The sequence below is a fragment of the Euzebya tangerina genome (assembly GCF_003074135.1).
Classification (GTDB): domain Bacteria; phylum Actinomycetota; class Nitriliruptoria; order Euzebyales; family Euzebyaceae; genus Euzebya; species Euzebya tangerina.
The window spans coordinates 719,417-745,210 of sequence record NZ_PPDK01000001.1; the positions used below are offsets into that span (position 1 = coordinate 719,417).

Below are 25,794 nucleotides of genomic sequence, written 5' to 3' on the forward strand. Positions count from 1 at the left end.
TGGTCGACCTCAGTCGGTCAGCAGCTCGAACGGGTCGTCGGGGGGTTGGGCGCCGTCGGTCAGGTGCGCGAGCAGCGACACGTAGCCGTTGTGGACGTGGCGGGAGGTGACCTCGGCCACACGGTCGAGGTCGGCAGCCCGGACCGCGGCGAGCATCTCGCGGTGCTCGACGATCGACTGGGGGACCCGTTCGCTGGCGACCCGCAGGAGGTCCCAGGGGAAGTCGGCCCACAGATCGGCGATGCCGTCGACGAAGGACTCGGGACCGGAGCGCTCATAGAACAGGAAGTGGAACCGTCGATTGAGTTCGGAGATGCGGAGACCGTCCGCAGCGGGGTCGGCCTCCTCCATCTCGTCCAGGATCCCCTCAGCAGCCATCAGATCGGCCGGCGTCATCCGCATGGTGGCGCGCTGCATCGCATACGGCTCGACCAGCCGCCGCAGCATGTAGGTCCCCTTGACCCGTTCGAGGTCGACCTCGGCGACTCGGACGCCTCGGTGGGCGGTGCCCACGAGCAGACCCTCCGCCTGCAGCTGCCGAAGTGCCTCGCGAACGGGGGTGATCGAGGTGGAGTACTCCTCCGCCAGCTCGTCCTGCAGCACCCTGGTCCCGCGCTTCAGCTCGCCGTTGGCGATTCGCTCACGCAGTCCTCGAGCGATCATGTCCTTCTTGGTGACGGCCACACTCACTCCAACATCTCGAGGGCCTGGTGGTCGAACGGGTTCCCATCTTCCCCCAACGTCGGTGGCCGTTCTCGCATCCGGACCGTCCCGAAGGCTCGCGCGGCCAAGCCGTCGATCGTCGTGACCGAACCTGCACCGCGAGCCGGGACGGTCTGGACGATGCCCCGTTCCCCGAGCACGGGGTGATCGAGCACCGCGCCCACGTCGTTCAGTCGCGCGTACGCGAAGCCACCGGTCGCCAGGAGCTCGACGGCCTCGTCGACGGTGACCGAGGCGAAGGCCTCGCGGACCAGCTGGTCGACGGCCTCCCTGTTCCTGACGCGGTCGAGGTTCGAGATGAAGCGCTCGTCGTGGGCCAGATGGGAGGCGTGCAGGATCTGGTCGCAGAACCTCGACCACTCCGCGTCCTGCTCGATGGCCAGCAGCACCTTGCCGTCGGTGCAGGGGTAGACGCCGTACGGCGCGATGGCGTGATGGTGTTGGGGCATGCGGGGGTAGGTGATGCCGGCATTGGCGGCACTGGTGAGCATCGGCCCGAGGAACTCGGCCGCGACGTCGAGCATGGCCACGTCGAGGAACGCCCCGTGTCCGTCCTGCCGCAGCCGGTGGACGGCCGCAACAACGAGTGTGGCCGCGTAGATCCCCGAGGCGACGTCGCACATGGACACGCCGACACGGGTGGGTGTGTCGGGCGTGCCGGTCAGGCTCATGATCCCGCTCTCGGCTTGGACGAGCATGTCATAGGCCTTGCGGTCGGCGAAGCTGGTCTCGGCCCCGTATCCGGAGATGTGGCACACCACCAGCTGTGGGTACTCCTCGCGCATCCGCCGCTCGGTCAGGCCCAGTCGACCCGCTGCTCGCGGGGACATGTTGAGGACCAGGACGTCGGTGTCGTGGAGCTGCGCCATGAACGCGTCGCGCTGCCCAGCGTCCGACAGGTCGACGGCGACGGAGCCCTTCCCACGGTTCAGCCACCAGAACTGCGCCGACTCACCGGCGGCGTGGTCGTCCCAGTGGCGGGCGAAGTCACCCTCGCCAGCTCGCTCCCACTTGGTCACCGTGGCCCCCATGTCAGCCAGGATCCTGGTGCACAGGGGCCCGGCGACGGACTGCTCGAGGCCGATCACCCGCACCCCGCGGAGGGGGGGTGCGCCGGGCGACGATCTGGTGGCGTGTGACACGATGTCCTCTGCGAGGTGTGGTGGGGCGGCGGTGATGACGGGTGAGGCGGTGACGGACCGCTCAGGAGTAGGCGTCCGGGAAGCTGCCGAGGTCACGGCAGCCGCACAGGGCGTAGAAGAGGGGTCCGAGCTCCTCCGCGATCGCCTCATCACGCTCCTCCGCCGTCTGGATGGCTGGCTGCGGCACGATCCAGCGCTCGGGCACCGGCGTGCCCTCCAGGATGTCCGCAGCGGCCTCGATGGCGGTCCGCCACTGGTAGTTGGGGAAGGTCGGGGCGACGGCGTTCAGGTCTCCCTCGGCCCAGGCCTGCAGGAACTGGTTCTCGTCCTCGCCGACGATCAGCGGGACCTCCAGACCCGCGTCCTCGAAGGCTTCGATCGTGGGGATCGCTGCTGCGCCGGCGTCCATCCACACCGCGTCGATCTGGCCGAAGCGCTGGATGGCGTCGGTCACGATCTGCTTGGTGGCCGTCGGGTCCTGTTCGGTGAACTCCACCGCCACGACGTTGACGTCGGAGTCGCGGAAGGCCTCGACGGCGGCACCCCAGCGCCACTCGAGCTCGGCCACGCCGGGCAGGATGCGCAGCGCCAGGACGTTGGCGCCGGGCTCGGCGTTCTCCACGATGAACTCGGCACCCTGGTAGCCGAACAGGTAGCCCCCGATCGAGCTGACGTAGGTCGTCTGGCAGTCGCTGTTGACCGGGCTCGCCAGGACCACGACCGGAAGGCCGGCGTCGCAAGCAAGTTCCACAGCGGGCGTCAAGGCGTCCGCAGTGAAGGGAGCCACGATGAGCACGTCGCAGGTGCCGCCGTCCACCAGGGCTTCGATGTCGGCGATCTGCTGGTTGTCGTCACCCTCGGCGTCCACGTAGTTCAGCGTGACGTTCTCGATGTCCTCGGCTGCGGCCTGTGCCGTTGTGGCGCCCTGGGCACGCCAGCCGTTGCCCTCGGAGATGTTGGAGAAGCACACCTCGCCCTCGCCGTCGACGGCGAAGTCGGTCGTCTCGACCATGGTCGGGTCGAGTTGCTGCAGCCAGGGCTGGTCGTCGGGTCCTTCCGGCGTTGCATCAGCCAGCGCCAGCTGGGCCTCGAAGTCCTCCTGGACGAAGAAGTCGGTCTGGGCCAGCAGGTCGTCACCGCCGTCGTCGGCCGGCTCCTCCTCCGCTGGCTCGTCATCCGCTGCTGCGTCGTCAGCAGGCTCTGCGTCAGCGGACTCGTCCCCCGCCGGCTCGTCATCGGCAGGCTCGTCCTCGGCTGCGGTGTCGTCGGCCGCCGCGTCGGTGGTCTCCTCGTCGCCGTCATCTGCCGTGGAGCAGGCCGCGAGCAGGAGCGTCAGGACCATCAGGAGGGCCCAGAGGGTCCTGGCTGGGTGTCGGCTCGTCATCAGTTTCCCTTTCGAGTGGATCGGGCTGCGATGGCCACAGCGCCGATGAGGATCAGCCCCTGCACGGTGAGTCGGAGGGGTTGTGGTAGTCCGAGGAGGTTCAGGACGGTGAAGAGGGCGGCCAGCGTCACGGCGCCGGCGACGGCCGCTGGGACCGACCCCTTGCCGCCGCCGAGCACTGCTCCGCCGAGCACGACGGCGGCGATGGCTTGGAACTCGAGTCCCGTGCCCAGGTCCAGGGAGACGCCGGTGAAGCCGGAGAGGAGGAAGGCGGCGATGCCGGCGAGGGTGCTGGAGAGCAGGAATGCCCGAAAGCGGACTGCGGCGGAGGGGATGCCCGAGACACGGGCGGCGCGGGGGTTGCCCCCGACGATGGTGATCTGGTTGCCGAAGGTGGTGCGGTGCAGCAGGACGCCAGCCAGGATCATGACGGGGACGGCGATCACCACCGACCACGGCAGCTGCCGGAGCAGAGGGTCGACGGCGAAGCCGCCACGACCCCACTGGCGAAACGCCTCCGGGAGGATGTTGCTGGGGACGCCGTCGGTCACCAGCCGGGCCGTGCCATCCAGGACGAGCAGCATGCCGAGGGTGCCGAGCAGGCTGGGGACCTTGAGCAGCAGCGTCACAGCGGCGTTGATCAGTCCCACCACCAGGCTGACACCCATGATGACGGCCAGTCCGAGCAGCCAGCGGCCGTCCTCCCCGCCGACGACCTCCGAGGCCAGGATGGCCGAGAGCGTGACCTGCGAGCCGACGGACAGGTCGAAGTCGCCGGCCGTCACGACGAAGACCTGGCCGACGGCCAGCAGGGCGGCCGGCATGACGGGCTTGAGGAAGAACGTGAGGAAGTTCGACGGGTCCAGCAGGGTGGTCTGCAACGCCACCATGGCCACGAGGACCGCCGCCATCACGAGGTACGGCGCCGCCTGGGCATCCAGGCGCAGTCGGCTGGGCAGAGCGAGCGTGCTCATCGGGCCGGCTCCGTCCGGCGCAGCTGGTAGCTGGCTACAGCGGCGATGATGACGAGGCCCTCGACGATGGTCTTGGCGAAGGGGTCGACGCCGAGCACGTTGAGGACGACCTCCAGCACCGCGAAGATCACAACAGCCGCCACCGTTCCCGGGACGCCGCCGCGACCGCCCCCCAGGGCGGTGCCGCCGAGCACGACGACCGCGATCGACTCGAGGTCGTAGCCGCCACGCGTGCCGACACCGGTGTCGGGCCCGCCGAGCCGGCTGGCCAGGTACACGCCGGCCAGTGCGGCGAGGATGCTGCAGACCACGTGGGCGGCGACGATCACCCGCTCGACACGGATGCCGGAGGCACGGGCGATGTCCTGCGACCCGCCGATGGCGTAGACGTGGTGGCCGGTGCGGGACCGACGGAGCCAGAGGTGGGCAGCGACAGCCACGATGACCAGGACGACGAAGGAGAGCGGGACCGCGCCGAGGCTCCCGTAGCCGAACTCGCGGAAGCCCTCCGACACGCTGCCGACGCGACCCTCGACCAGGGCGTTCAGGGCCCCGTTCAACAGCAGCGCCGTGCCCAGGGTGGCGATCAGCGGATTGACGCCGAGCCGGGCGATGACCAGGCCGTTGACGGCTCCGACCACCCCTCCGGCGGCGAGCGCGGCCACCACGGCGGGGACGGCCATGCCGGCCTGGCCGTCCATGACGGCCGCCGTGACCACCGCGCCGAGGGTGACCGTCCAGGCCACGCTCAGATCGAAGGACCCGACGACCATGGCCAGGGTCTGGCCCACGGCGACGAACCCCAGGGCCGTCGATCCGATCGCGATCGTCCGCAGGCTCGTGGAGGAGAGCATGCTCTCGCCACTGAGCGTCGTGATCGCGAGCGCGGCGATCAGGACGGCGATCAGGACCAGCCAGATCGGCTCCACCTGGCGGCGCGACCACAGCGGTGCCATCACAGTCGAGGCCGTTGTCATGCGGCACCCGAGAGCTGATCGAGGGTGATGCCGGTCGCCAGCGACATCACGTCCTCCTCGGAGGCATCCGCCGGCAATTCCCCGGCCACGGTGCCGCGGCGCAGCACCACCACGCGGTCGGAGACCCCCAGCAGTTCGGGGATCTCGGAGGAGATCATCACCACCCCCATGCCCTGCGTGGCCAGGTCGCGCAGGACCGTGTGGATCTCAGCCTTCGAGCCGACGTCGATGCCTCGCGTGGGTTCGTGCAGCAGGAGCACATCCACATCGGCCGTGAGCCACTTGGTGAGGACCACCTTCTGCTGGTTGCCGCCGCTGAGCTCGGCGACCGGCTGCTCGGCGCTGCGGTACTTCAGCGCGAACCGGTCGAGCAGGGCGATGATGCGGTCGCGCAGTCCCTCGGTGCGTCGGAGCGCCGCTGCGGTCATCCCCGCGTTGGTGCGGATCGACAGGGTGACCACCAGACCCTCGCCCTTGCGGTCGGCCGTGACGTAGCCGATGCCGCCAGCCACCGCCTGGCGGGGAGACTGCACGTCCAAGCGCGTTCCAGCCACGTCGACGGACCCGTGCGTGAAGGGGACCAGACCGAAGATGCCGTCGGCCAGCTCGGCCTGCCCGGCCCCCTCCAGGCCGCCGATCCCGAGCACCTCACCACGACGGAGGGACAGGGAGATCGGCCCGACCCGTTCATTGCGCACCGCATCGAGGCGGAGCACGACCTCACCGATGTCCTCGGGCCCTGCCCAGTCGGGGTAGTACTCGTCGAGGTCGCGCCCGACCATCAGCCGCACCACGTCCTGCTCGGTGAGCTCGCCGACGTCCCGTTCGGCGACGCGCTGCCCGTCGCGGAGCACGACCACCCGGTCGGCCAGGTGGAAGACCTCCTCCAGCCGGTGGCTGATGTAGACGACCGCCGTCCCGGCTGTCGCAAGATCTCCGATCAAGGTGAACAGGGCCGCGGCTTCCTGTGGCGCGAGCGCCGCAGTGGGCTCGTCCATGATGAGCACGCGGGCGTCAACGGCCAGTGCCTTGGCGATCTCCACCATCTGCTGTCGTGCCAGCGTCAGGTCGCCAGCCCGATCGTCGGGCCGCACGGCGTCGGCGACGCCGAGGCGGTCGAGGAGCGCCTGGGTCGCCCGATGCATGGCGCGACGATCCACCACGCCGCGGGCGCGCGGTTCGACGCCGAGGAAGACGTTCTGCGCCACGGAGCGCTCGGGGAGGATCGACAGCTCCTGGTGGATGATGGAGATGCCGGCACGACGGGCTTCCAGCGGGTGCTTGAAGCGCACCGACTGGCCGTCGACGACGAGATCGCCCGCATCCGGCCGGTGGACACCGGTCAGCAGCTTCATGAGCGTGGACTTGCCGGCGCCGTTCTCGCCGACCACGGCGGTGACGCTGCCTGGCGCGATCGTGAGGTCGACGGCGTCGACGGCCACGAGTGCGCCGAAGCGCTTCGTGAGCGCGCGCGCTTCCAGGATCGGTTGATCCGACGACGGTGTCGACATGATGGCAGGTGCGTCGCGGTGTCTAGATGATGACGTCGGAGACCGCGCCGTCGTCCTCGCGCAGGATCAGGTTGGTCCGTCCGTCGGGCAGCAGCTCCTTCTTGAGGACGATCTTCCCGTCGTGCCGCTCGATGTCCTTGGCGATCCGCGGCGTCTCGCCGTGTCGCCACTCGACGTGCACCGGTTCCCAGGCACGGGTCTCCACGGACTTGTACGCGGCGTCCATCACGGCGTTGACGACGTAGCCGTCGTAGAAGGTCTCCGCGGGTTCGCGACCTTCGTCCATGGCGTCGAACATGTCGAGGAACATGTCGACGTAGCCCAGCGCCGAGGCCTCACCGCCGACCGGGAACAGCCAGCCCGCGTCGGTCTCGGCCTTCTCGGCGACGTAGCCGGCACCCTGGCCGGTGGAGTACATCTCGAGCCCCGTCCGCAGCCAGTGATCGATGCGCACGATCCCGTCGGTCCCCGACACCTCGTCGCGCAGGTCCATGCCTCCCCGGAAGGTCCACGAGCACTCGAACTGACCGATGGCGCCGTTGTCGAACCTCACCAGCGCGACCGCGTTGTCCTCGAGGTCGATGGGGTGGACCAGCGTGTCGGCCCAGGCCATCACCTCGACCGGCCGGTTCCCCTTGCCGACGAAGTTTCGGATGATCTCGATGCAGTGGCACGACATGTCGATGATGGCGCCGCCGCCGGCGGTCTCCTTGTTCCAGAAGTGGGCGGTGTGGGGTCCCGGGTGAGCTTCACGGCTGCGGACCCAGGTGACGTCGCCGATGGCGCCGTTGTTCACCGCTTCGAGGGCCTTGAGCGTCTTGGGGGTGTAGCAGAGATCCTCCAGGTAGCCGGCGAAGACGCCAGCCTTCTCCACGGCGTCCAGCATGCGCTTGGCCTCCTCTGCCGTGCGTGCCAGGGGCTTGGTGCACAGGACGGCCTTGCCAGCTTCCGCGGCGAGCATCACGGCCTCCTCGTGCAGGGAGTTGGGCAGCCCGATGACAACTGTGTCGGTGTCCGGGTGGTTGATCGCCTCCTTCATGTCGGTGGCGGTGTGGGGGATGTCCCAGCGGGACGAGAACGCGTCAGCACGCTCCTGGGTCCGCGAGTAGACGCAGCCGACCCGGTCACGTCCACGGAAGGCGTGCAGCGTCTCGGCGTAGAAGTTCCCGATCAGTCCGGTCCCGAGCAGGGTGATGGCGTGGCTCTCCACAGATGGCTCCTGGGTTGCAAGTCGTCGTGTTTCGTGCATCTCATCGCAGATCATGCATGATGTCAAGAAGAATATTTGTTTAGGTGAATCGTGTATGATCTGGCATCCCCGTTCCGAGGAGCCACCCCGTGTTCACAGCCGACCGCGTCCAGATCACCGTCGTCATGGAGAACCAGATCGACATGCTCCTACCGGATCTCGACCCGGACGCGGGGGCGCTGCACTGCGTCACCCGCAACGGCCTCGTCGAGCACTTCGACCCCAAGCACACGATCCCGGTGGCCGAGAACGGCATCTCCCTGCTGGTCGAGGCGTGGCGGGGGAAGCGCTCGAGCCGCGTGCTGTTCGACGTGGGGATCACCGGAAGCGCGATGGCCCACAACCTGGCCGCGCTGCGGATCGACCCGGCCACGATCGACCACATCGTCATCTCGCACGGTCACCCCGACCACTACGGCGGGATCCACGGGGTGCTGGAGCTCACCGAGAACCGCCGTACGCCCGTCGCAACGCACCCCGACGCGTTCCTCCCCCGGTACGCCGTCATGCCCGACGGTCGCACCTCACCCTTCTACAACCGCGACTTCACCGCAGACTCACTGGACGTCCGAGGTGGGGCCCCGGTGCTGACCAGAGAGCCATTGGACCTGGGCTGGGGGCTGCGCACGACGGGTGAGATCCCACGGGAGGTCGACTTCGAGGGCCCCCGCCCACCGGCCGAGCCGATCGGCGCCCCCGGCTTGTACCAGGTCGATGATGATGGCGCGTTCGGCCTGGACGAGGTGTGGGACGAGCAGGGACTGGTGATCGACGTCGCAGGCGAGGGGCTGGTCGTGCTCACCGGCTGCGCCCATGCCGGGGTGATCAACACCTGCCGTCGTGCCGTGGACCTCGCCGGTGGCGACCGGCGGGTTCGTGCCGTCATGGGCGGATTCCACCTGGGATTTCCGACGACCCCCCAGGAGAACGTCGCCAAGACCGTCGACGCCTTCAGCGAGATGGGCGCCGACATGGTGATGCCGATGCACTGCAGCGGCCTGCGCGCGCACGCCGCGATGCAGGCTGGCCTACCGGAGGCCTACGTGCAGCCGGCCGTGGGCTCGGTCATCACGATCGGCTAGGTCATCGAGGTCGGCTCGACGTGTGTCAGTTCAGCTGCTTCCAGAAGACCACCTTGTGGTCGCCTGGGCCGTAGAACTCGCGGATGCGGGCTTCCTCCACGTAGCCGAGTCGGGCGTAGAACGCGCGGGTGCGGGTGTACTGGTCAGTGGAGGAGGTCTCGACGACGAGGGTTCGTGCTTCGCCCTCACCCCGACCGCGGAGATCGTCCTCGACGTGGTCCATCACCGCTGCGCCGATGCCGGTGCTCTGGTGGTCGGGGTGGACCGCGATGAAGTAGAGATTCCACATCCGGTCGGCGTACGGCTCGGGCGCGAACTGGGCCGCGGCGACGACGGTGCCGTCGGCGGCCTCGACCACACGCCACTCGTGGCCTTGGAGGCTGCCGTCGAGTGCTCCGTGGAGCATGTCATCGAAGAACTCGGCCTCGTCGGCGCTGAACATGTCGGCGTCGACGGCGATCTCCTTGATGCGGGCCAGATCGTCGGCGGTGGCGGTGCGGATGGTGTGCGTGGTCATGCCGTTCTCGAGTCTGTTCGGTTGGTGATTGGTGTCGAGCCGCTGATCTCCGAGCCCGCCAGCGGCCTCGCCCGGTCGACGGTCAGCGGCGTATCGTCGTCGGACATGGGCGCAGCTGCCACCCCCCGGGTCCACGAGGACCTGCTCGCGCACCTGCGGCGGGCCAAGGACTTGGCCGACCGTCACTACGCCGCTCCGTTGGATCTCGACGGCCTGGCCGCGGCGGCGGGGGTGTCGAAGTACCACTTCCTGCGCTGCTTCACCGCGACCTACGGCGTCACACCCGCCCGCTACCTGACCGAGCGCCGGATCGCCCAGGCCCAGGACCTGCTGCGTACGTCCAACCTGGCCGTGACCGAGGTGTGCCTGCTGGTCGGGTTCTCGAGCCTCGGGTCGTTCTCCACCAAGTTCCGGGCGCTGGTCGGGATGAGCCCCTCGGCCTACCAGGCATCCTATGCCGAACGAGGGGTCCCGAAGATCCCCGGCTGCTGGGTGTTCATGCGGGGCTGGCAGGGCCCGGAGGACCGCAATTCTGGAGAAGCGTGAGTCCGCCGGACCTCGCTACGGTCCGATCATGACGATCACACACATCTCACTCGCCACCGTCTGGGTCACCGATCAGGACGAGGCCAAGGCGTTCTACATCGACACCTTGGGCTTCGAGGAGGCCACCGACATGACGATGGGCGACGGCTACCGCTGGGTCGCTGTCCGGCACCCCGACCACCCGGAGCTGGAGGTCACCCTGATGGTCCCCGGACCACCTCTGACCGATGAGCACGCCGAGGCGATCCGGCGGTCGCTGGCCTCCGGCGACAACCCCGGGCTGGGTGTGTCGACCGACAACTGTCAGCAGACCTTCGAGGAGTTGGAGGCCAAGGGTGTGACGTTCGTCCAGCCGCCCGCCGAGCGGCCCTACGGGGTGGAGGCCGTCTTCCGCGACAACCAGGGGAACTGGTGCGTGTTGGTGGAGCGCACGGAGTACGACGGCAGCGAGTTCCCGCACGCCTGATCCTCACCACTCCGCCACCACCATCACCGGCTGATCAGCGCCTCGACGGCCACCAGCGCCGCGGTCACCAACTCAGCCGGTTCGCGTTGCGCGCCCTCCTCGCGGAGGCGCTGTGCCACCCGGAGACCGAGCCGCTCGGCCAGGGCGGTGGTCGCCACGGCCACGCGACGACGCTCGGCCTCATACAGGGCAACTGACGAGGTGGCTCCCAGCAGGAGGGCGGCCACCTCATCGCTGCCCATGCGAGTGAGGAGCACGGCCACGTTGCGCAGGGTGCTCTCCTGCACGCTGACGCTGCCCGACCCGCGAAGGGCCTCCAGCGTCTCGCGGGCGTGGTGCAGCACGGTCGCGGGATCGCCGTGCCGTGCGCGCAGGGCGGTGGCTCCGCTGCTGGCGGCGACGATCACCAGGTGACCACCAACCGCGTGGCCCCGCTCGATGGCCACCTCGAACGCGGCCAGGGCCGCCTCGGGGTTGTGTCCGGCCTCGGCCTCGGCGCGGGCGTAGGCCGCCCAGGCGTCCAGCAGAGGGCTTCCCAGCTGCTGGGCGCGCCGCGAGACATCTGCGGCCGCGCGACGGGCCGCTGCGAAGTCACCCACGTAGGCCCGCGAGAGCGCCACGCCGACCAGACCGGCCGTCGCCTGGTAGCCATCCCCGGCCTCCTCACCAACTCGGAATGCTTCGAGGTAGGCGGCTTCGGCACCGTCGTCGACCCCCCACAGCCGGATGTTGCCCAGGACGTTCCAGCCAGCTGCTGACACTGGCGTTGCCTCTCGCCGGGCGAGCAGGGGCTGGACCAGCCGGTGCGCCTCGCCGAAGGCGCCGCGAGTGGAGGCCTCGATCGCAGCGGCAACGGTGACGCCATCGCTGAGTGTGTCTGGCACGCTCGATTCCCGGCCGTTGCCGATCAGACCCTGGGCAGCACGGGCGCTGCGGAGGAGCTCTGGGCGTTGAGTCTCGAAGGCGTACTCCGACACGCCACACGCCAGCCGTGCCAGTGCTCCAACGTCACCACGGTCGACCACCCGATCGGTGACGCGCTGCAGGTCGGCCAGGCACGCGTTCAGCTCGGTGATCCGCTCGATCTCGCCCGGCGTCCCGAAGCTGGCTGCGGTCGCCTCGGCCATCGCCAGCACCACGTCGGTGTGCCGCGCCTCGGCCGCCGCCGAATCGCCGACCTCCTCCAGCTCCTCGGCCGCGCAGGCCCGCAGCGTCTCGAGCAGCAGGAAGCGTCCGGGCTTCCGGCGCGCCACGAGTGAGTGCTCGACCAGTCGGCCGAGACTGGCCGCCGCTCCCGGGATGGCGGCACCAGCAGGGCCGAGCAGGCCCTCCGCCTGCGCCACGGTGAAGGGACCCGCGAAGACCGACAGCCACCCGAAGGCGCGCCGGTCGGCGTCGCCGAGTTGTGCGGTGGACCAGGCGACCAGGCTGCGCAGGTCCGAGTGCGCGGGGTGCGGCACGGGTCGCGCCGCCTCCAGCAATGCCAACCGGTCGTCGAGCCGGTCCCGCACGGCCTCAAGACCCAGGTTGCGCGTCTGGCGGGCGGCCAACTCGATGGCCAGCGGAAGACCGTCCAAGGCCACCACGACGTCCGTGGCCGTTCGGCGCTGCTCGGGGTCATCCAGGTCGAGGCTTGGGCCAACGCGTGCGGCGAAGAGGGTCAGCGCAGCCGCCGGGTCGTCGCCAGATGACCGGGTTGGCAGCGGCTCGACGTTGCTGATGTGCTCCCCGTCTATCCCAAGGGGGATGCGGCTCGTCGAGAGGATCGTGGTTCCGCGCGTGACCTCGAGAAGTGCATCGGCGACGTCGGCCACCTGGGCGACGGCCTGCTCGCAGTTGTCGAGCACCACCAGTGGGCCTGTGGCGCCCAGTGCCTCCGCCAGTGGGGAGAGCGTGACCATGTCGGTCGGTGTGCCACAGCCGACAGCCAGCGCAAGACGGCCCAGCACGTCCGGACGGTTGCGCGCGTCGAGCAGGTCAGCCCAGACGACGTCGCCCTCCTCGCGTCGGGCGACCTCCAGGGCCAGCCGCGTCTTGCCAACCCCGCCTGGCCCCAGCAGCGTCACACACCGGTGGGTAGCCAGGTCCCGCCTCGTCCGCTCGATCTCGTTCTGTCGGCCGTGCAGGCTCGAGCGCGGCGGCGCCGGGCGTGCCCGCCGCTCCGAACGGCCAGACGGCGGGTCGGCCGGGCCGACCACGCTGGGCAACTGCCCACGCAGCAGGGCGGTGTGGACCTCCTCCAGCGCGGCTGAAGGGTCCAGACCCAACTCGGTGACGAGCCGATCCCGGAACGCCTGCACGGCGCTGTCGGCCTCGGCCAGCCGTCCGGTGGCGGCCAACGTCCGGACCAGCAGCACCACACCGGGCTCGTGCAGTGGGTCGATGCTGAGGACCGAGCGGGCGTCGGTTTCGGCCAGGGCGACCTCGCCGGTCTCCAGGGCGGCCACGCCTCGGTCGACCTGCGTCAGCAGTCGCCTGCGGAGGAGCCGAGCGGCATCCTCGACCAGGCCGTTCGCCTCCAGGACCGCAGGGTCGTCGGTGCGCCACAGCTCGAGCGCCTGATCCAGCTGCTGGCGGCGCTCGGCCGGGTCGGCGACGCGGGAGGCCTCCACCACGAGGTGCTCGAAGCGCACGACGTCGACCGTGACAGCGGGCACGGTCAGGCGGTAGCCGGGCGGTGCCCGCTGGATCGTGTCCGGTCCGCCCAGGTGGTGCCGCAACCTGGCGAGCTGCGATTGCAGGCTGTTCCGTGCGGACGGCGGGGCTGCCTCCGCCCACAGCAGGTCGATGAGGCGGTCGGTGGAGACGGTCCGGGGTCGGTTGATGGCCAGCGCGGCCAGCAGGCGGCGCTGGTGGCCCTCCGGGATGGCGGCGGGCTCCCCGTCCACCTCGACCACGAGCGGCCCGAGGAGCGCGATGCTCACCTCATGCGGAGTCTCCGCCATGCCACCAGTGTCGCAGACGTCGATCGAGCGAAGGCGTTGGCCGCCGCCCGGGGGCACGCTCGCGAGGACGGGCACCTCGCTCAGGCCCTGCCGAGGTAGAAGCGCCACATGTCGTTGTCGACATCCAGGATCCGCACGTCGGCGACACCCGCCTCGTCGAACCAGTCGAGCACGTCGGCCGGACGTGCGAGGGACCCGTGGGCCACCGGGCCGTCCTCGGCGCGAGTGGCCGGAAGGCAGTGCAGGACGCTGAAGGCGTATAGGAATCGCTCGTAGGGCTCGGCGGGGGCGGTGAAGGCCTCGGCCGTCTTCTCATCGGCGACCAGCAGGTAGCCGCCATCCCGGAGCGCCCGACGAGCGGACCGCAGCGCGGCGACCGGATCAGCGATGTCGTGGAGGGTCTCGAAGCAGGTGACCAGATCCACAGGGTCCGGCGTCTGGAAGGTGGTGGCGTCGCCCAGCGTGAAGCCGACGCGGTCGGCGACTCCGACGGCTGCGGCGTTGTCGCGCGCAGCCGCAATCGACGCGGCATCGAGATCGACGCCGCGGACCACGGCGTGGGGGTAGGCCCGGGCCAGGGCGATCGAGGACCAGCCGAGGCCGCATCCGAGGTCGAGCACCCGGACGGTGTCACGGCTCACCAGCGTCTGATGGACCGACCCCATGGCGGGCAGCCACGAGCTGGCCATCTCGCCGGAGATCATGGGTCGGTTGAACCCGGCGATGCCCTCGCGGATCTCCGCGCCGTAGGCCGAGAAGGCAACCCCGGCACCCGAGGAGAAGGCCCCCCGGACGTCGGGGGTGGTTCGGCCCAGCCCGACCAGAAGTGATCCGGCAGGAGCCTGGTGATAGGGGCTCGTCGGATCGAGCAGGACCTCGGCGTGGGCGGCTGAGAGCCGGTACACACGGTCATCCGCAGCGGCCGCGGCGTCGTCGACGTCGATCAGGTCGGCAGCTGCCTGCTGCTCAACCCACTCCTTGACGTAGCGGTGGTCGGTCCCGGTGTGGGCGGCGAGCTCGGCGGCGGTGCACGGCTGTGCCGCCAAGGCTGCGTACAGCCCGGTGGCCAGGCCGACATCGACGGTCAGCAGCTCCATGCCGCCGAGCAGGCTGCCGAAGAGGCGCTCGGCCAGCACCGCACGGGCATCGACGTGTTCGGGTGCGGTCTCGGGCGGCGCCGTGGGGTCGCTGATGGGTGGGTCTGAGAGGTCAGTCATGGTGCTTCCTAGGTCGATGTGGTTTGGGGGCGTCCGTCCGAGGTGGATCCGAAGACGTGCGCCGCAGCGTGTCCGCCTGGTGGTGCACGACCGGTGCAGCGGCAGTGCAGTGGTCGGGAGCGCGAGGTCGCCGCCCGTGCACGACGCCCGCACCAGCGGCGCACCGGGGGCGCCGCACCGTGTCGGCACACCGAGCCGGCACCCCTGTCGGCACCCCCCTATGCAAAGGAGATGCCATGCGCATCCGGAAGTCCATCATCATCGTGTCGATCGCTGCGCTGCTGGCGGCGCTGGCCGCCACGGCCGTCCTCGCCCGACCGAGCGCCGGCGGCCGCTCACTGGACGTCGAGGTTGCGGAGATCGGCGCGAGATTCGTCTTCGACCCGGACGTGGTCGACGAGGACGGCGTTCCCCTGCGCGGCAACGACTTCGTGACCGAGGGCTACGTCTACGAGGCGGGCACGCTCACCTGCACCGACGGCGTCTGCGACGGTGTCATCTACGACGAGGACGGCACGCCGTCACCGGAGTTTCCCGACCGCCTCATCGGCTCGTGGACCTGCTGGGGCACCCACACCGAGGATGCGGCCACCACCACCAGCGGCGACATCGTCGCCACCACCCAGGTGTATGACTTCGAGGAGGAGCTGGGTGAAGAGTCGGTCGTGACCACCGGCTTCGAGCGGGCCGACGACGTGCCGATCGACCGGGCCATCGTCGGTGGCACCGGCCGCCCGGGAATCGATCGTGGCGTCGCCACCCAGTCGTTCCAGGGCCTCAACAACGCCGAGACCGTCATTGACGGCGCACCGGTGTTCGGGGTCACCCTCTTCGTGGAGTTGAACCGTGCCGGCTGAGCACATCCCGGCCATCGACGTCCCCGCGCCGTTCCACAACGGTCGGCGCGGCCGCTGGAACGCGTGGTTCTTCGCCACCTTCGACCGCTACATCAACGTCATCCTCCGTCGCCACAAGTCCCGGGCGTTCGCTGGGATCGCCCCCGGCGACGTCCTGGAGCTCGGCCCGGGGGTTGGGGCCAACTTCGCGTTCATCCCATCGGGAAGCAGGGTGCTGGCCGTGGAACCGAACCGGGCCATGCACCCGCGGCTGATCGCGCGGGCGGAGGATCACGGACTGGATCTCGAACTGCTCGAGGTCGGCGCCGAGGTCCTGCCGCTTCCCGACAACTCGGTCGGCGAGGTCATCTGCTCGCTGGTGCTGTGCACCGTGGAGCAGCCGGAGCGGGTGCTCGCTGAGATCCGCCGCGTCCTGCGGCCTGGCGGAAGGTTCCGATTCGTGGAGCACGTCGCCGCTGCGCCGGTCTCGCCGCGCCGCTGGCTGCAGGAGGCATTGACGAGGCCCTGGGCGTGGGTGTTCGAGGGCTGCCGGCTCTGCCGTGACACCGGCCGCGTGATCCAGGACGCCGGGTTCGCCCGGGTCGAGATCACCCGCCGACGACCCGCCTGGTCGGTCTTCGTGCCAGTCAACAGCATGATCTACGGCGTCGCGACCACCTGAGGAGGGCGCGGGTCGCTCTGGACGGCAGCCCGTGCGGGGGGGCCACCGGCCTGACGTATCCTTCACATCTTGTGAAGCCGTTCCTGCTCATCGCTCATCGGGTCGTCGATCGTGCCGCCGACAGCGAGTACGAGGCCATGCGACGCTTCGCGGGCCTGTCGCACCAGCAGCTCCATCGGGTTCGGGCAGAGCAGGCGCCGATCGGCCCGATCGACTTGGAGGACTGGTCCGGGATCATCCTCGGAGGTGGCCCCTACAACGCCTCAGATGCGGAGAAGTCGCCAACCCAGCAGCGGGTGGAGGCCGAGATCGCGGCGCTCCTGGACGACATCGTTGCTGAGGACTTCCCGTTCCTCGGGGCCTGCTACGGGATCGGCACGCTGGGACGGCATCAGGGCGCGGTCGTCGACCGGACCTACTCCGAGCCCGTCGGCGCCAAGACGATCCGGCTGACGGCGCAGGGCCTCGCCGACCCGCTGTTCGGTGCACTGCCCGAGGCCTTCGAGGCCTTCCTCGGCCACAAGGAGGCCATCGCCGAGCTGCCGGACCACGCGGTCCGGCTGGCCTCCTCCGACACCTGCCCGGTGCAGGCGTTCCGCATCAGGACCAACGTCTACGCGACGCAGTTCCACCCGGAGCTCGATGTCGCGGGCATCCAGACGCGCATCGACGTCTACGCCCACGCCGGCTACTTCGAGCCTCATGAGGCCGAGGAACTGAAGGCCCGCGCCCGCGCGGCCCGCGTGACCGCACCACCGCAGATACTCCGTGGCTTCGTCCGGCGCTACGCCCGCGACCGCCCCACGACGGCGGATCCACGGCTTCCACGCCGGCAGCTCATGCGCTCGGCCGGTGTCCTTGCCGCAGCGGTGCTGGCCAGCGGCTGCACCGAGGCGGACACCTCCGACGGGGTGGCGGACATCTCGGAGCCAGCCGTCGACGGGGCCCCCCGGCCGGAGTCCGGTGAGCCCACGTCGTCGGGGAGTGCAGCGCCGGGATCGACCGCGCTGTCCGACCCGGTGCCAGCAGACTTCGAGGACCTGCCCATCTGCCAGACCACGCGCTCGGCTGCCGAGGGGCCCTTCCCGAACCTCGAGATCCTGGACCGGCGTGACATCACCGAGGGGCGTCCCGGGCAGCCGGTCCAGCTCGGGCTGCGCGTCGTCGACGCCGAGTGCCAGCCCATCGAAGCGGCGGTGGTGACGGTGTGGCACGCCGACCACTCCGGCGATTACTCCTCCTACACCGACGGTGGATCCGGGAAGGACGAAGAAGCGGGCACGACCTTCCTCCGCGGCCAGCAGACCAGCGGCCCGGACGGGGTCGTCGTCTTCGACACGGTGTTCCCAGGCTGGTACGAGGGCCGCGCCGTCCACATCCACCTGTCCGCGGAGGCCCCCGAGGGTCGGCAGCTGACAACGCAGCTGTACTTCCGGGAGGACCTCACCGCCGAGGTCCTGACGGAGGGCCCCTATGCCGAGTTCGGCCAGCCCGACACCAGCGTCCAGGCCGACGGCCTGGCCGGCGACCCGGCGGCGGAGGGGACCCAGCTGGTCAGCCGCCGCGTGGACGGGAGCATCCAGGCACTGCTCAACATCGGGCTCACGTGAGCTCGGAGATCTCGAAGAGGTGCCCGTCGGGATCGCGGAAGAACGCCCTGATCTCGCCGCCCCGATCGACTGGATCGGCCAGGAAATCCGCGCCACGGCTGGCCAGGAGCTGGTGCGCGGCGCGGCAGTCGTCGACGCGGAATATCAGCTGAGCACTGACGAGATCGGGGGCCCGGGGAGGGGCCAGCACGACGGTCGGCTTTCCCGGTGTCGGCTCGCCACCGGTCACCAGCAGGAGCCAGCTGCCCTGCACGTCCAGCACGACGGAGGTCCCTCCGTACTCGCCGCACACCGAGGCATCGAGGACGTCGACGTACCAGTCACGGCTGGCCGCGGCGTCCGCGACGACCAGCATGTGCGTCACCGCTCGGGCGGCGAAGGCCTCCATGACGGCAGGCTACGTCGTCAGCCGGCGCAGATCGACACCGTTGTCGTGGCCATGAGCGCAGTCGGTTCTGGCAGTCCCGGCCGCATGTCACCGACCGTGGCGATCAGGAGGTACCCGCCCGGCGCGGGCATCTCCTCCTCGCTGAGTTCCCACAGCCCCCAGTGCGACGCCGACCCGGGGTCCACGACGGCGCCGCTGGTGTGCACGTTGAAGGCCGGATCGTCACCGACGACGATGATCTGCTCGTCCCGCTCCTGGATGAGGGTCCGCGAGATGGACGGAGCGAACACGCGGTACCACGGGCCACCATCTCGGGGATGCAGGCTGAAAGCGTGACCGGATCCCAAGGCCATCACCGGGCTGTCGGTTGCGTTGAAGAACCGGAGTGCGAAGGCATCACCTGCTCGCAGACGAGCCGGACCCGCTTCCAATCGCAAGCCGTCGACCTCCTGCGCGACCTGGTCGTTGGTCCCGGGATACTCATCGAACGGCAGAGCGGGTGCCGGCATGGGGCACTCCTCGTCCGGTCGAACTGGCGTCTCCTCTACGGTTGTCGTCACGCTCGGCCCGTCGATGCCGTTCGTCGAGGCAGTCAGGGTCTTAGGCGTCGTGCACCCAGCGGCCAGACAGAGCATCATCACCAGCAGCGAGCCCCGGAGCCGAATGGTGTTCGCCATACTCGGTCATGGTGCGTCGAGACCGAGTAGCCGCGCGGTGAACGATGGGCAACGACGGTCTTGGACGTCCACCCTTGACACAACCATACAAGTATAGTCATGTATGTAGCTCAGCACGGCGGAGCAGTGAGGAGCAGCGATGGCCCGGTACTCGATCTGGCTGGTCCAGACCGGCATCATGGCGGAGTTCCCGCGCAGCGGGATCTTCTACGGACAGCACAACGCCGGGACCCTGGAGGTCCCACTCGGATTCGTGGTGGTGAAGGGCGAGGGCCACCTCGTGGTCGTCGACACCGGCTACGACTGGGGCCGGTATGGCGAGGAGTTGACCTCGATGTACGGCGTCACCAACCCAGGCCCGCCGCCGGACCAGCTGCGTCGCCTCGATCTCGAACCGGACGAGGTCGACCACGTCCTGCTGACGCACGCCCACTGGGACCACATGGGCTTCCTCGACGCCTTCCCCAACGCGACCGTGCACCTGCAGCGCCACGAACTGGACGGCTGGGTCGCCAACCTGTCGAAGCCACCGCGACATGGGTTCCTGCACACCGGCGTCGACCCGGTCGACTTCCGCCAGCTCATGGAGCGGACCTTCGCCGGGAAGGTCGTGCTGCACGAGGGACCGATCGACCACGTCCTCCCGGGGATCCACCTGCGCACCGCCTTCGACGGGCACACCCACGGCGGTCAGTACGTCATCATGGACGTCGATACCGCGGATGGCGTCCAGCGCTGGGCGGCCGTCGGGGACGCCATCTTCTGCCTGGAGAACCTCACGGGCTCAGACGGGTCGGGTGTCTACGTGCCGGTTGGCGGCGCCACCGGCTCGCAATCCCGTGTCCTCGCCACCTACGACGACGTCCTCGGCGCCGTCGGCGGCGACCCGCACCGGATCGTCCCGGTTCACGACCTCGATGCCTACCAGCGATTCCCATCGACCAGATTGCAGTCCGGGCTGCACATCGCCGAGGTGACGCTGGCGGATGATGAGCCCTCCCGCATCGCCGCTGCCGTCTAGCACACGCCCGAGATGTCTCACGCTCAGGACCTGTTGGCCATCCACCGTCGGATCCAGGATGAGGACGTGGCCGCCGCCGTCCAGCTGTGGACGGTGTTCGGGCGACTCAAGAACGAGCTGAACCTGCTGCAGGTCGTGGCGATCGCCACCGTCGGTGGGGAAGGCAACAAGCCGGCCTACCGCCGGCGGATGGAGGCGTCGTCCCGTCGCATCGATGTCGTGGCCGCCGATCTCGAGCGCCTCCGCGAGGACGACTGGTCGCCCCACCTCCGCGGACTCTGGCAATCACTTCGCTCGTTGGCCGACCAGATCCGGCTCCGAGCAACACGCGACCCGCGCGACGCGACCGAGCTGTGGGAGCGCGCGATGGAGGCCTACGCCCTGGGCCGCGAGTTGGCGAAGACCCGGTGGGCGTTCGAGATGCGCCCCGAAGGACTTCCGCTTCGTCCGGAGGCAGCCGTCGACTTCCGCCTGCTCGCGTGACGGATGTCGTCCTGGGGGTGGACGTCGGCTCGAGCGCGGTGAAGGTGGCCGCCGTGGCGTTGGACGGCCAACTGCTCGGCACCGCCGAGGTTCCGTACCCCACGACCCGTCCGGCTCCCGGTCGAGCACACCAATCAGCGGAGGACTGGTATCGCGCAAGCTGCCAGGGCATCCGCCGATGCCTCGCCGACACGTCGTTCCACCCGAGCCGTGTCGCTGCGGTCGCAGTCGACGGCCCGGCACACAACGTCGCGCTGCTCGACGATCGGGATCGAGTCCTCGCTCCGGTGATCCACTGGTCCGACACCCGGGCGGCCGACCTGGCCGGGATGCTCGACGCCACGCACGGCGCGGTCATTCGCCAGCAGACCCTCCATCACCCGAAGGCGTCGTGGACCTTGGCGCAGCTGCGGTGGGTGGCCGAGCATCAGCCAGGCACCTGGGCCCAGGTTCGCCGAGTCGCGGTGACCAAGGACTACGTGCGGTTCCGACTGACCGGCGAACACGCGACCGAGTCCTACGACGCCCTCGGCACCCAGCTCTACGACACAACCACCGACCAGTGGTCGCCAGACCTGCTGGCCCTGCTCGAGTGGGGCGATCGCGAGCTGCCTCCGATTCGACCGGCAGGAGCCGTCGCAGGGACGGTGACGCCGGCTGCGGCGGTTGACTGCGGCCTGCCGGCCGGTACCCCCGTCGCCGTGGGCACCAGCGACACGCTGGCCGAGTCAGTGGCCGTGGGTGTGACGGATCCCGGGCAGGCGCTCGTGAAGCTCGGGTCCTCGGCCAACGTCCTGGTGGTCACGGACGCTCCGGGCGAGGCCGAGGGCGCGCTGACCTACCCGCATCTGCGCTCCGGACGCTGGATCCAGGTGACGGCCACCAGTGCCGGAGCCGCTGCCGCTCGCTGGTTGCGGGATGCCGTGTTCCCCGAGCATGACCGGACCGCGGACGATCTCGGAATCCCGGCCTACACCCTCATGGAGCGGATGGCCGCGGCAGTTCCCCCGGGCTCCGCGGGCCTGCTGTTCCACCCCTATCTCAATGGTGAGCGGGCCCCGATCGACGACCCGAAGCTGCGAGCCCACCTGCTCGGGATCTCCTCGGCGCACACGCGATCGCATCTGGTCCGGGCGGTGTTGGAGGGTGTCGCCTACTCGGTCCGGCACTGCTGGGACGCCCTGACCGGCCCGGCCGTCCATGACGATGCCCAGCCACTGCCCCTGTCGTTGATCGGCGGCGGCGCACGGAATGCCGTCTGGGCCAGGATCGTCTGCGACGTCCTCGGCACGCCCCTCGCCGTCACCACCGGGCCGGCCGCAGCAGTCGGATCGGCGCGGCTCGCGGCGACGGCTGCGGGGCTGACGCTCGACACGGCCGCTGACCACCCCTGGGGCATCGATTGCAGCCGGCTCGAGCCTGACCCCCAGGCCTGTGGCATCTACGACGAGCTGATGGCGATCTATCTGGACGCCATCCACGCCGTTGCACCGCTGAGCCACCGTCTCAGTTCATTTGGCCTTTCGACGTGAAGGACCAGTCTTTGAAATAGGACTGGACAACTATATACAAGTATGTACTACTACCTCCCACAGCTTCGAGCCGACAAGTGGGAGCACGGTCATGACACAGACAAGCCGGACGTGGATACGAGCAGTGGCGGTGTTCGCGGTGCTGACCCTCATGGTGGCCGCCTGCTCCTCGACGGAGGACACCGAGGACGCTGCGGACACCCAGACCGATGACGCCGACACGGCTGCGGCGGAGCCGACGGACGAGGCTGACCCGGAAGACCAGGCAGGCGACGACGGCGACTCGGGTGGCGACGACGCGACCGAGGAGACTGCCAGCGAGGATGCTGCGGCTGCGTCGGGGGACGACCAGGGCGCTGATGAGGGCGAGATCACGGCGACACCAACTGCTGATCTGTGCCCCGACGACGGCACCACCTACGTCGTCGGCTACGACACCTTCTCCGAGAGCCAGGAGTTCGCTGCGGCCCGCTTCGACGGCCTGCAGATGTGGGAGGAGGAGTTGGGCTGCATCGAGATCATCCGGGCCGTCGACAACGCTGATGGCGCCACCGCTCTCGCCAACGTCCGCACCTTCATCAACCGGGAGGTGGATGGTGTGCTGCTGCTGCAGGTCGTCTCCGACGCCCAAGCCGGCATCGTCCAGGAGTTGGACGAGGCGGGCATCCCGGTCATGGCCACCGACATCGCCGCGCCCGGCGCCCCCTTCCTGAGCGCAAGTGACGCCGAAGCGGGCGTCCAAGCCGGCGAAGCGCTGGTCGCGGCACACCAGGACAGCGGGGCCGAGGAGTCGCCCTGGGTCGTGTTGGTCAAGGTCCCCGCTGCCGGCGAGGTCGTCGGCCAGCGGATGGCCGAGGCCGAACGGGTGATCACCGAGCAGCTCGACGTCCCCAGCGAGCAGGTCGTCTCGGTGGAGGTGACCCAGCAGACCTCCGAGGAGGCCTTCAACGCCACCCGACAAGCCCAGGGCGTCATCCCCGACGACGTCCCGGTCCTGGTCACCGCGGTCAACGACGAGCTGGCCCTCGGTGCCTTCCAGGCTCTCGACCAGGCCGACCGGGGCCGAACCCTGACCGTGGTCGGGATCGGTGGGCTCTCAGCTGGCCTCCAAGCCACCTGCCAGTTCGACCAGTGGGCCGGCACGGTCGACTTCGACCCCTTCGGCCAGACCGGCTACATCGTCTCGATGATGCTCCGGCTGATGAGCGGGCAGGACGTCCCCGACGAGTTCTTCACGCCCACCGAGGTCATCGGTCCCGAGCAGGTCGCCGAGCGCTACCCGGAGCAGTGCCCGGCGTGATCCGACCGGACCAGCAGCCGAGGTCAGCTGTGGCCCCGGTCATCGCAGCCACCGGACTGCACAAGCGGTACGGCGGCGTGCAGGCCCTCCGCGGCGTGGACATCGCCGTCGCGGCCGGAGAGGTCGTCGCCATCGTCGGCGAGAACGGCGCGGGGAAGTCCACCTTGGTCAAGGCGCTCTCGGGCGTGATCGAGCCCGACGCCGGAGAGATCGCCGTCGACGGGGTGCCCCACCGACTGAGCAGCCCGCGTGTCGCACAGGCCGTCGGCATCCGGATCGCCGCCCAGGAGTTGCAGCTGGCCGTCGACGTGTCGGTCACCGAGAACCTCCTCATGGGACAGCTCCCGACGCGAGGCTGGCTGGGGACCGTCGACTGGGCTGCCGCGCACGACCTGGCGGAGCAGCGCCTCGCTCGGCTGGGTGTGCACCACGTCGACGTCACCCAGTCGATCCGCACGCTCTCCGTCGTCGACAGCGCCTTCGTGCAGATCGCCCGGGCGATGAGCGAGGAGACCAGGGTGCTGATCCTTGACGAGCCCACGGCCCCGATGGACGCCACGGAGGTCACCCAGCTGCTCGAGGTCATCCGGACGGTGTCAGCGACCGGCATCGCCGTGCTCTACATCTCCCACCGCCTCCCCGAGATCTTCGCCATCTGCCATCGCGCGGTCGTCCTCCGCGACGGAGAGATCGTGGCCGAGTTCGGCGTCGATGAGATGACGACCGAGCGCCTCGTGGAGGCGATGGTCAGCGGACGGATGCGCGAGTTCGACGTTCCTGACCGTCCGGTCGGCGACGGTGGGTTCGGCTTGGAGGCGCACGGCGTCCGAGGCCGTGTGATCACCATCGACCACCTGACCGTTGCGCACGGCGAGGTCGTCTCGGTCTACGGGAGCCTCGGGTCGGGCCGGGAGGAGGTGGCGCCGAGCCTGCTGGGCCTGACCGGATCCGTCGCGGACCTCACCGTCCAGGGCCGCTCGATCGGGCGTGTCACGACGCCGGCGGTGATCGATGCGGGTGTGGGGTACGTGCCGGCAGAGCGGCGGTCGGAGGGTCTGGTGCTCGAGCGCAGCGTCGCGGAGAACCTCACCTTGGGGATGCTCGGCCAGCTGTCCAACCTCGGTGTGGTCGATCGACGCCGCGATGCCGAGATCGTCGCCACCTGGATCGCGTCACTGGACATCGCAACCGACTCCCCGGAGACCCCGGTCCAGGCGCTCAGCGGAGGCTCCCAGCAGAAGGTGCTGTTGTCCCGCTGGCTGGCTGCAGGCAAGCAGGTCCTGGTCCTCGAGGAGCCGACCCGCGGTGTTGACGTGGCGACCAAGGCGGAGATCTACCGCACACTTCACCAGCACGCGGCGAGGGGCGGCTGCGTCCTCATCGTCTCCTCCGACATCGAGGAGGTGGCGCGGGTCTCCCACCGGGTCCTGGTCATGCGCGACGGTGGCATCGTCGCGGAGTTGCACGGCGCCGAAGAAGCCGACATCGCGGCGCGGGCGATGGCCGCATGACGGCGTCCACCCACGCGACGAACGACTCCACCGGGCCGGTCACACCGACTCACGACGCACCAGGGTCCGGCCGCTCCCGCCGGCGACTGCGGGGTGCCCGCAACCAGGGGCTCCTGGTGATGCTGACGCTGCTCGTCGTCACGTTCTCGGTCATCAGCCCCTTCTTCCTGCGCCTCAACAACTTCTTGGACATGGGGGCGGTGGTCGGGATCCTCGGGCTGATGGCCGTGGCCCAGACGCTGCTCATCGTCTCCGGAGGCATCGACATCTCGCTCGGCTCCAACGCGGCGGTCTGTGCGGTGAGCTTGGTCATCCTCCATCAGGGCGGCCTGCCGATCTGGGTTGCCGCCGGCCTCGCGCTGTGCATCGGCATCGGCATCGGCCTGTTCAACGGCGTCATCACCGTGTGGGGCGGCATCGACCCGCTGGTGACGACGCTGGGCACCCTGTCGATCTTCCAGGGCCTGGCGTTCACGATCTCGGGAACCCGGACGATGATCATCCGGTCTGAGAGCTTCGCGTTCCTCGGCCGCGGCGACGTGCTCGGCGTGCCCATGCCCCTGCTGCTGTTCGCCCTGGCCATGGGGCTGGGCTTGTTCGTCGAGCGCCGGACCCGCTTCGGCCGAGCCGTCTACGCCGTCGGGGGGAACCTCGAGGCAGCCCGGAACTCCGGCCTGCACGTCGACCGGATCCGGCTGGTCCTCTACGTCCTGTCCGGTGCCTCAGCCGCGATGGCCGGGATCATCGTGGCCTCCCAGCTGAGCTCCGCGGCCCCGCAGATCGGCGCCTCCTATCTGCTCAGCGTCATCACCGCGGTGATCCTCGGCGGCGCCAGCCTGCGGGGCGGCCGCGGCTCGCTGGTCGGCACCCTCATCGCCGTCGCCATCCTCGGCGTGCTGCAGAACGGCTTCGCGCTGCTCCAGTGGTCAGCGTTCGCCCAGAGCATCGTCCTCGGCATCTTCCTGATCGTCGCGGTCCTCGTGGACCAGCGGCTTCGCACCCGAACCACCTAGGGGAACTC

At 69.6% G+C, this 25,794-nt stretch carries 24 protein-coding genes and 1 pseudogene; 13 read left to right on the top strand and 12 right to left on the bottom strand.

What is annotated here, in order from left to right:
* Positions 1-9: 9 nt before the first annotated feature.
* From C1746_RS03370 to C1746_RS03400, 7 genes are all read right to left on the bottom strand, one after another.
* Positions 10-684 (bottom strand): GntR family transcriptional regulator, encoded by a 675-nt coding sequence (locus tag C1746_RS03370; protein WP_116713283.1) that lies wholly within the window; start codon positions 682-684, stop codon positions 10-12.
* 2 nt (positions 685-686) lie between these two features.
* Positions 687-1,865, bottom strand: coding sequence for a CaiB/BaiF CoA transferase family protein (locus C1746_RS03375; RefSeq protein WP_162867326.1), 1,179 nt, complete (start codon positions 1,863-1,865; stop codon positions 687-689).
* 61 nt (positions 1,866-1,926) lie between these two features.
* The gene (locus C1746_RS03380; RefSeq protein ID WP_116713285.1) at positions 1,927-3,249 is read right to left on the bottom strand and encodes a substrate-binding domain-containing protein; all 1,323 of its coding nucleotides are present in this window, start codon (positions 3,247-3,249) and stop codon (positions 1,927-1,929) included.
* The gene (locus C1746_RS03385; protein ID WP_116713286.1) at positions 3,249-4,223 is read right to left on the bottom strand and encodes an ABC transporter permease; all 975 of its coding nucleotides are present in this window, start codon (positions 4,221-4,223) and stop codon (positions 3,249-3,251) included. Before C1746_RS03385 ends, C1746_RS03380 begins: the two co-directional genes overlap by 1 nt.
* Positions 4,220-5,200, bottom strand: a complete 981-nt coding sequence (locus tag C1746_RS03390; protein WP_116713287.1) for an ABC transporter permease — start codon at positions 5,198-5,200, stop codon at positions 4,220-4,222. The genes C1746_RS03385 and C1746_RS03390 overlap by 4 nt, the downstream gene beginning before the upstream one ends.
* Positions 5,197-6,711, bottom strand: a complete 1,515-nt coding sequence (locus C1746_RS03395) for a sugar ABC transporter ATP-binding protein (protein ID WP_116713288.1) — start codon at positions 6,709-6,711, stop codon at positions 5,197-5,199. Before C1746_RS03395 ends, C1746_RS03390 begins: the two co-directional genes overlap by 4 nt.
* A 22-nt stretch (positions 6,712-6,733) precedes the next feature.
* A complete protein-coding gene (locus C1746_RS03400) occupies positions 6,734-7,921 on the bottom strand; it encodes a Gfo/Idh/MocA family protein (protein WP_116715545.1) in 1,188 nt (395 codons plus the stop codon).
* A 128-nt stretch (positions 7,922-8,049) separates the two neighbouring features.
* Here C1746_RS03400 and C1746_RS03405 point away from each other — a divergent pair, with 128 nt between their 5' ends.
* Positions 8,050-9,042, top strand: coding sequence for an MBL fold metallo-hydrolase (locus C1746_RS03405; RefSeq protein ID WP_205711677.1), 993 nt, complete (start codon positions 8,050-8,052; stop codon positions 9,040-9,042).
* Positions 9,043-9,067: 25 nt separating this feature from the next.
* Here the strand turns inward: C1746_RS03405 and C1746_RS03410 are convergent, their stop codons facing one another.
* Positions 9,068-9,559 carry a GNAT family N-acetyltransferase gene (locus C1746_RS03410; RefSeq protein ID WP_205711678.1) on the bottom strand — a complete coding sequence of 164 codons (492 nt, stop codon included), beginning with the start codon at positions 9,557-9,559 and terminating at the stop codon, positions 9,068-9,070.
* A 105-nt stretch (positions 9,560-9,664) separates the two neighbouring features.
* Here C1746_RS03410 and C1746_RS03415 point away from each other — a divergent pair, with 105 nt between their 5' ends.
* Both C1746_RS03415 and C1746_RS03420 read left to right on the top strand, forming a co-directional pair.
* Complete coding sequence (locus C1746_RS03415) at positions 9,665-10,105, top strand: helix-turn-helix transcriptional regulator (RefSeq protein ID WP_116715548.1); 441 nt, start codon at positions 9,665-9,667, stop codon at positions 10,103-10,105.
* 28 nt (positions 10,106-10,133) lie between these two features.
* Positions 10,134-10,571, top strand: a complete 438-nt coding sequence (locus C1746_RS03420) for a VOC family protein (RefSeq protein ID WP_116713289.1) — start codon at positions 10,134-10,136, stop codon at positions 10,569-10,571.
* Positions 10,572-10,594: 23 nt separating this feature from the next.
* Here C1746_RS03420 and C1746_RS03425 read toward each other — a convergent pair whose 3' ends face one another.
* Positions 10,595-13,516, bottom strand: coding sequence for an AfsR/SARP family transcriptional regulator (locus C1746_RS03425; protein WP_116713290.1), 2,922 nt, complete (start codon positions 13,514-13,516; stop codon positions 10,595-10,597).
* 80 nt (positions 13,517-13,596) lie between these two features.
* Positions 13,597-14,733, bottom strand: a complete 1,137-nt coding sequence (locus C1746_RS03430; RefSeq protein WP_116713291.1) for a class I SAM-dependent methyltransferase — start codon at positions 14,731-14,733, stop codon at positions 13,597-13,599.
* Between the two features lie 236 nt (positions 14,734-14,969).
* Between C1746_RS03430 and C1746_RS03435 the strand changes: the two genes are divergently transcribed.
* The 4 genes and pseudogenes from C1746_RS03435 (at position 14,970) to C1746_RS23105 (ending at position 17,861) form a co-directional block, all read left to right on the top strand.
* Entirely contained in the window at positions 14,970-15,590 is a 621-nt protein-coding gene (locus C1746_RS03435) for a hypothetical protein (protein WP_116713292.1), read from the top strand.
* Complete coding sequence (locus tag C1746_RS03440; RefSeq protein ID WP_116713293.1) at positions 15,580-16,251, top strand: class I SAM-dependent methyltransferase; 672 nt, start codon at positions 15,580-15,582, stop codon at positions 16,249-16,251. Before C1746_RS03435 ends, C1746_RS03440 begins: the two co-directional genes overlap by 11 nt.
* 71 nt (positions 16,252-16,322) lie before the next feature.
* Positions 16,323-17,045, top strand: a pseudogene (locus C1746_RS23100) (glutamine amidotransferase); the annotation flags it as partial.
* Between the two features lie 45 nt (positions 17,046-17,090).
* Positions 17,091-17,861, top strand: a complete 771-nt coding sequence (locus C1746_RS23105) for a dioxygenase family protein (RefSeq protein ID WP_414627950.1) — start codon at positions 17,091-17,093, stop codon at positions 17,859-17,861.
* Here C1746_RS23105 and C1746_RS03450 read toward each other — a convergent pair.
* Positions 17,854-18,249 carry a VOC family protein gene (locus C1746_RS03450; protein WP_116713295.1) on the bottom strand — a complete coding sequence of 132 codons (396 nt, stop codon included), beginning with the start codon at positions 18,247-18,249 and terminating at the stop codon, positions 17,854-17,856. The two genes, C1746_RS23105 and C1746_RS03450, sit on opposite strands and share 8 nt — an antisense overlap.
* A gap of 17 nt (positions 18,250-18,266) precedes the next feature.
* On the bottom strand, positions 18,267-18,926 hold the full coding sequence (locus C1746_RS03455; protein WP_116713296.1) for a hypothetical protein: 660 nt from the start codon (positions 18,924-18,926) through the stop codon (positions 18,267-18,269).
* Positions 18,927-19,065: 139 nt separating this feature from the next.
* On the opposite strand from C1746_RS03455, the gene C1746_RS03460 reads away from it, so the two are divergent.
* The 6 genes from C1746_RS03460 to C1746_RS03495 all read left to right on the top strand — a co-directional run bounded on the left by C1746_RS03460 (position 19,066) and on the right by C1746_RS03495 (position 25,786).
* Positions 19,066-19,947, top strand: coding sequence for an MBL fold metallo-hydrolase (locus C1746_RS03460; RefSeq protein ID WP_116713297.1), 882 nt, complete (start codon positions 19,066-19,068; stop codon positions 19,945-19,947).
* Positions 19,948-19,959: 12 nt separating this feature from the next.
* The gene (locus C1746_RS21865) at positions 19,960-20,430 is read left to right on the top strand and encodes a hypothetical protein (RefSeq protein ID WP_162867327.1); all 471 of its coding nucleotides are present in this window, start codon (positions 19,960-19,962) and stop codon (positions 20,428-20,430) included.
* Complete coding sequence (locus C1746_RS03465; RefSeq protein WP_162867328.1) at positions 20,427-21,962, top strand: xylulokinase; 1,536 nt, start codon at positions 20,427-20,429, stop codon at positions 21,960-21,962. The genes C1746_RS21865 and C1746_RS03465 overlap by 4 nt, the downstream gene beginning before the upstream one ends.
* Before the next feature lie 91 nt (positions 21,963-22,053).
* A complete protein-coding gene (locus C1746_RS03470) occupies positions 22,054-23,262 on the top strand; it encodes a sugar ABC transporter substrate-binding protein (RefSeq protein ID WP_116713299.1) in 1,209 nt (402 codons plus the stop codon).
* Positions 23,259-24,773, top strand: a complete 1,515-nt coding sequence (locus tag C1746_RS21870) for a sugar ABC transporter ATP-binding protein (RefSeq protein ID WP_162867329.1) — start codon at positions 23,259-23,261, stop codon at positions 24,771-24,773. Before C1746_RS03470 ends, C1746_RS21870 begins: the two co-directional genes overlap by 4 nt.
* The gene (locus C1746_RS03495) at positions 24,770-25,786 is read left to right on the top strand and encodes an ABC transporter permease (RefSeq protein WP_116713303.1); all 1,017 of its coding nucleotides are present in this window, start codon (positions 24,770-24,772) and stop codon (positions 25,784-25,786) included. The genes C1746_RS21870 and C1746_RS03495 overlap by 4 nt, the downstream gene beginning before the upstream one ends.
* Positions 25,787-25,794 lie beyond the last annotated feature (8 nt).